Annotated in this window: 3 protein-coding genes; 2 read left to right on the forward strand and 1 reads right to left on the reverse strand. The window is 56.7% G+C overall.

Annotation, left to right across the window (positions count from 1 at the left end):
- A partial coding sequence (locus B4F73_RS07590; protein WP_290482913.1) for an FGGY-family carbohydrate kinase occupies positions 1–590 on the forward strand: 590 nt, incomplete at its 5' end.
- A 73-nt stretch (positions 591–663) separates the two neighbouring features.
- Here the strand turns inward: B4F73_RS07590 and B4F73_RS07595 are convergent.
- Positions 664–2,682 carry an alpha/beta hydrolase family protein gene (locus B4F73_RS07595; RefSeq protein ID WP_290482914.1) on the reverse strand — a complete coding sequence of 673 codons (2,019 nt, stop codon included), beginning with the start codon at positions 2,680–2,682 and terminating at the stop codon, positions 664–666.
- Positions 2,683–2,982: 300 nt separating this feature from the next.
- Between B4F73_RS07595 and B4F73_RS07600 the strand changes: the two genes are divergently transcribed.
- A complete protein-coding gene (locus tag B4F73_RS07600; protein ID WP_206990988.1) occupies positions 2,983–5,973 on the forward strand; it encodes a TonB-dependent receptor domain-containing protein in 2,991 nt (996 codons plus the stop codon).
- The last annotated feature ends 47 nt before the right edge of the window (positions 5,974–6,020 follow it).

Raw genomic sequence — 6,020 nt, forward strand, 5'->3', positions numbered from 1 at the left:
CTGCGATGGCCCTGGAGGGCTCAATCTTCAATGCCGGAACCATAGTGCAATGGCTGCGTGACGATTTGCGCCTGATCGAGGATGCGGCCGAAAGTGCGGATGTGGCGGCGGCGCTCAGTGGCAATGGCGGGGTCTATATCGTTCCGGCCTTTACCGGGCTTGGCGCTCCGCATTGGGCGGCCGATGCGCGCGGCACGATCAGCGGCATTACCCGCGCCACCAAGGCCGAACATCTGGTGCGGGCGGGGCTGGAATCTGTCGCCTATCAGACGCGTGACTTGCTCGATGCTTTTGAAGCTGATGGCGTTGCGATCAAGGAACTGCGTGTCGATGGGGGCATGGTGGCGAATGACTGGTTGATGCAGTTCACGGCCGACATTTGCGAGCGTCCGATCCTGCGGCCTGACTATCGCGAGATGACGGCGCTTGGGGCCGCAGCTCTGGCGGCTATGCAGCTTGGATGGTTGGCTGCCGACGCGTGGGCCAGCCGCACTGTGCCCGGCACCCGGTTCGAACCGAAAATGGAAAAGACTGCTTCGGCCCGTTTGCGACGCGGCTGGGCGACGGCGCTTCGCAAGACGCTGGCCTGAGCGTCTATCAAGCGAAAACAAAAAAAGGGCGGACACGAGGTCCGCCCTTTTCTCATTTGTCGTTTGCGATCACTTACATGCCGCAGGTATTGGTCAGGAAGGTCTCGATTTCTTCCAGAACCTGTTCCTTGTGCTCAGGCAACCATTTGGCGCTCTGGTGACCCATCTGCTTCATGACAAGAAACTTGCTGTCAGGCTGCTTGTCCTTGATGGCATTGTAGAAGTCGCGGCTGTGGAAGATCGGCACGCGGACATCGTAGTCACCATGATAGATCAGGATCGGGATGTTGATCTTGTCCGTGTTCTTCATCGGGTCCATGCCCTTGACGGTGTCACCCTGAACAATGCGCTGGATGCGATTGTCGCCCCATTCATTGCCGAGCTTTGCAAGGTTCGAAACGCCGGCCCCAGCAATGGCACATTGGTAAGGGCTGTTCGGACGAACGGAAGCGGCAAATGCTGCAAACCCGCCATAGGAATAGCCATGAATGGCGATCTTGTCGGCATCGACATAGCCATTCTCAACCAGCCAGGCTGCGCCATCATCCTTGTCGTCCTGCATCTTCTGGCCCCATTCGCCGTCGCCAGCGCGCCAGAGTGCACGGCCCCAGCCATCACTTCCGCGATATTGCGGCTGCATGATGATGTATCCGCGGCTCGCGAAATACTGCGTCCAGCCTGACGAATCAAACCCGGCGCTATCACGGGCCCAGGGACCACCGTGCGGCACGATGATTGCGCCTTTGGCCTTCTGGCCTTCTTCAAAGCCGGCGGGCAGGGTGATGATCGCGGGGATCTGCAGGCCGTCGCGTGCAGAATAGTAGACGAACTTCGACTTGCCGAGATCCTCTACGTCGATCCACGGACGCTGGGATCCGATGACGGCGACCTTGGACTTGTCGACCAGCAGGAAGTAAGCGGGCGGCATGTCGGCGGCGCTGACCGCAAAGAGGACGCGATTGCGATCTGCCGTATAGTCGCTGATAGCCACATTCTTGCCCGGGAAGGCCGCATCCAGACCATCCTGAATGCTCTTCATCTCAGGATCGAGCCAATAGGTTTCCTGAACAGGGCCGCTGTAGGTAAATCCAAGAATGGCACCGAAGTCCTGCGCGCGATCAGAGAAGATCATGCCCGAGGCGTTGAACTCGGGATGTGCGAATACGGGATCGTCACTGAACGAGTCTGTGGACGCATCATACAGATAGATCGCGACCTTGTCGTCGAACTTGTCGGTCGCGACAAAGTAGTTTTCGGTATCGTTCTGCTTGCCGAGCACTTCCATATTGAAGCGATTGGCAATTTCGGTCGTCAGTGGCTCTTCTATCCGGAAATTGCCGTCATTATCCAGCAAGCTGATATATTGGCGCCAGGCACCATTTTCGTATTCGAGTTCCGTCCGTGCAACAGGCTCACCGGTTCGGGTGCTGACTTCAATTTGCTGCGTATCGCTTGCCTTGAAGAGGAATTTCTCGCGGCCATTCGAAAGATCATGTTCGAAATAGCTTGTTCCGTTCTTCGTGGAGGTACGGCGAAGGACGATCTTGGTTGGATCGAGCGGAAGCAGTGAGGCAATGCCGGTATCGCCTTCCAGTTCGAAACAGCGGAGCAACATCTTGTTTGCGCCAATTTCAGCGCGGCCATCCGGGAGGTCATCAATCTTCTTGATGCGCTCGTTCCCCATATAGACCTTTTGAAGGTATTTCTTGGTCGAGCCGGTTGTCTTGCCTTCGCCACAGCCTTCAAGGGCGCCGATATAGGGCTGGACCGTGAACCAGAGGGACTTCTTGTTCTTCAGCGCGCTTGCCCCGTAGAATTTGGTCTTTCCGCTGGAAGGCGTGATGTTCGAAGGGACGAGCGGCTTGGTGGTATCAATCTCGCCAGACAGGTCCCAATAGGCTGCTGCGCGCGCATCGCCATCCTTCGAGGGATCAGCAATCACGCCGACCAGCATGTCACCCTCAAGTGACATGGAGACGCTGGAAACCGACGGGAATTTCGCGAAGTCTTCTGCGGTCACCGGTTCAGCCTGTGCGGCCAATGATCCCGCAAGCGCACTGATCATACCAGCCGCCAAAATGCGATAGCGCATCAATGTATTCCTCCGAATTGGTTATGTTTACTATTTAAGTCGGGGCGGGGAGCGTCAAGCACGGTCATGCACTTATGCGACAAGAACCCGTCCGCAACTTATGGGAGCATGGCAAGATTGTGTCCCAAACAACACAGTTTGGTGGCAGAAAGTGCCTCGTGGGTGAAATTTGTGTCATGAAATCTTGTCACTTCCAAAACCGACGTTCAACGTAGCGGCAAGGCCTGCTGTAAATGCGGGTGCTGGGTGGAAAACACCGGGCTAATAGGTGAGCAAAAACATATTTCAGGGGAAATACTGATGAACAAACGACTGTTCCGTCGGTCGGTTTTCGGCAGTGTCGCTGTAGGCGCACTTGTCATTTCCGGCGCGGCTCAAGCCCAGGACGCAGATGCAGAATCTGAAGACGTTCTGGAAATCATTGACGAGGCTCCTCAGGATGAGTCCCGCCAAGAGAAGATCGTGGTTACCGGCTCCCTGCTGGCTCGCGATTCATTCTCCTCGTCTTCGCCGATTCAGGTGATCACGGCCGAAGTCGCAACGCTCGAAGGCCTGGTCGATACGGCCGCGCTTCTGCAGGGCTCTTCGCTCGCATCGGGCTCGACCCAGCTGAACAACACATTCCAGAATTTCGTCACCAATGGTGGTGTCGGTACGCAAACGCTCGACCTTCGCGGTTGTGGTGACACGCGTACGCTGGTTCTGGTCGACGGTAAGCGCCCAGGCGCTTCAGGTACGCGCGGCGCAGTTTCCGCACTCGACCTGAACGTCGTTCCACAGTCCATCATCTCCCGCGTTGAGATCCTCAAAGACGGTGCTTCGACCATCTATGGTTCGGACGCTGTTTGCGGCGTGGTCAACATCATCACACGTGATTCCGTGGATGACCTGGAACTGAACTTCAATGTCACTCAGCCCTTCGAAGAAGGTGGCGAGCAGTATTCCGCCAGCGCGGCATGGGGTTTTGAACTTGGCGACAATGCGGCATTCACCCTGTCGGCTGAGTATCGTCTCTCCGAAGAGCTCGACGCCAGCCAGCGCGATTACCTGTCCTGCCCACGCGATCTCGTGCGTGACCCGCAGACCGGTGGCCTGATTGACCGTCTGAACTATTCGGCTACGGCGACAGACCCGCGCAACACCTGTAGCAATCTGTACCACAATACGGCCATCGACCTGTTCTCAGGTGAGCGTCTCGTGCCTTCCCCGGACGGTGTGACGGGCGCGACGGCTTTCGGTGGTTCGATCCCGGGTTACCGCCCACGCGTCGGTACGGGCTATCTGGCCAGCGGCCAGCCATACTATGAAGACATTCTCGATGCGGCCTTCCTGGACAACTCGGACTTCATCCCGCGCAACGAGAACATTTCTCTCTTCGGCTCTGCCGACGTGACCTTTGCCGGTGTCGAATGGGATACGGAACTTCTCTTCAGCCGTCGTACGACGGACATCGAAGGTTGGCGCCAGTTCTTCCCGATCGTTGGCTCTTCACAAACGCCGTTTGGTGTTCTGCCGCAGTATGGCTACATCGCTGATCCGACCTATTCGAATGACATGAATTCGCTGGTCCAGATCGTGGCACCATTCCCGACGACCGATAAGGTTGAAGTCGACTACTTCTACGGCAGCACGTCGTTCTCCGGCGGCTTTGCTCCGGGCGTTCTCGACGCATGGTCCTGGAAAATCGATGGCACCTATTCGCGCGGCGAAGGTACCTACGAAGGCAACGAGATCCTGATCTCCCAGTCGGGTGACTGGAACTATGATGGCGTCGACTACAACGATGATGGCGTCCCAGACCTGGTTGGTCCTCCAACCATCAACCTGCTGGACCCTGATATCCTCAGCGGTGCTGCTGTAAACGACCTGGTTGCGGCCATTGGTGGCTACCAGACTGGTGAAACGGTCTATGAGCAGACCACTTTGACCGCGGTCGTTGCGGGTGAGCTGTTCGAACTGCCAGCTGGTCCAATCGGTCTCGGCATCGGCGCTGAATATCGCGAATTCAGCATTGATGACACGCCAGGTGAACTGACCCAAAGCGGCGACATCTGGGGTTCTTCGACTGCAGGCCCGACCCGTGGCGAGAACACTGTCACCGAACTGTTCGCTGAAGTCGAAGTGCCGATCTTCAAAGGTCAGCCTTTTGCTGAAGATGTTACGTTCAACGGTTCTGTGCGTGGCTTCGAATACGACATCGGTGGTTCCGACTCGATCTACAAGGTCGGTCTGAACTGGCAGGTCAACCCGATCCTCCGGGCACGTTCGAGCTTTGGTACATCTTACCGTGCACCAGCGCTGTTCGAACTGTTCCTTCAGGACCAGACCGGCTTCGTATCTCAGACCTCGGTCGACCCATGTATCAACTGGGGCGATACCACTAACCAGAACATCCGTACCAACTGTGCAGCCGCAGGTATTCCTGACGACTTCACAGGCGGTCTCGGCGGTTCTGCTCTGATCACGACCTCTGGTGGTGGCGATGAGCTTGAATCCGAATCCGGTGAAACCTTCACCGCGGGTATCATCCTGACGCCGACTTTCGCCAACCTGAACATCGCGATCGACTACTACGAAGTTGAAATTCAGGACCAGATCACAAGCCTGAGCGGTGCTCAGATCGTCGGCGGTTGTTATGCAACAACGACCTTCCCGAACGATTTCTGTGACCTGTTCGAGCGTGATTCTGCGACGTCGCTGACGCCGTTCCAGCTCGACAACATTCAGGCCCTTACCCTGAACGTTGACTCCCAGCAGCAGCGCGGCATCGACCTTGAAGTTCGCTACGAAGAAGACTTCAACTTCGGTACGCTGACTGTCGAAACCTCGATGAACTGGGCTCTGGAGCGTTACATCAACGTCTTCGGTTCGGACTTCGTCTCGGGTGTGGAAGACAACGACTTCAACGGCACAATCGGTTATCCGAGTGTCGTAGGTGATGCGAACATCCGTTTGGACCGCGGCGACTGGACCTATTCCTGGTTCACGAACTTTGTTGGCCGTCAGGACAACAACCGCAACTTCAACGACGACCTGAACGAGCCAGCGGCCTATTTTGGTCTCGAGGGACAGTACAAGGTCTTCACCGAAGCTCAGTTCGAACATGGTGCTTCTGTCCGCTGGACAGGCGACACATGGACGATCACTGGCGGTATCCGCAACATCTTCGACGAAGCGCCACCGCAAGTGTCTGACATTATTCAGACCAGCGCAGGCAACACGCCGCTCAGCGCAACGGCTTACGACTATCGCGGTCGTCGTGCCTTCGTGAGCGTGTCCAAGACCTTCTAGGGTCGAAGACAAGTCCAATATTGCGAAAGGGCGGACCATATGGTCCG

Origin of the sequence: Hyphomonas sp. UBA3601 (genome assembly GCF_002375605.1) — a bacterium.
Taxonomy (GTDB): domain Bacteria; phylum Pseudomonadota; class Alphaproteobacteria; order Caulobacterales; family Hyphomonadaceae; genus Hyphomonas.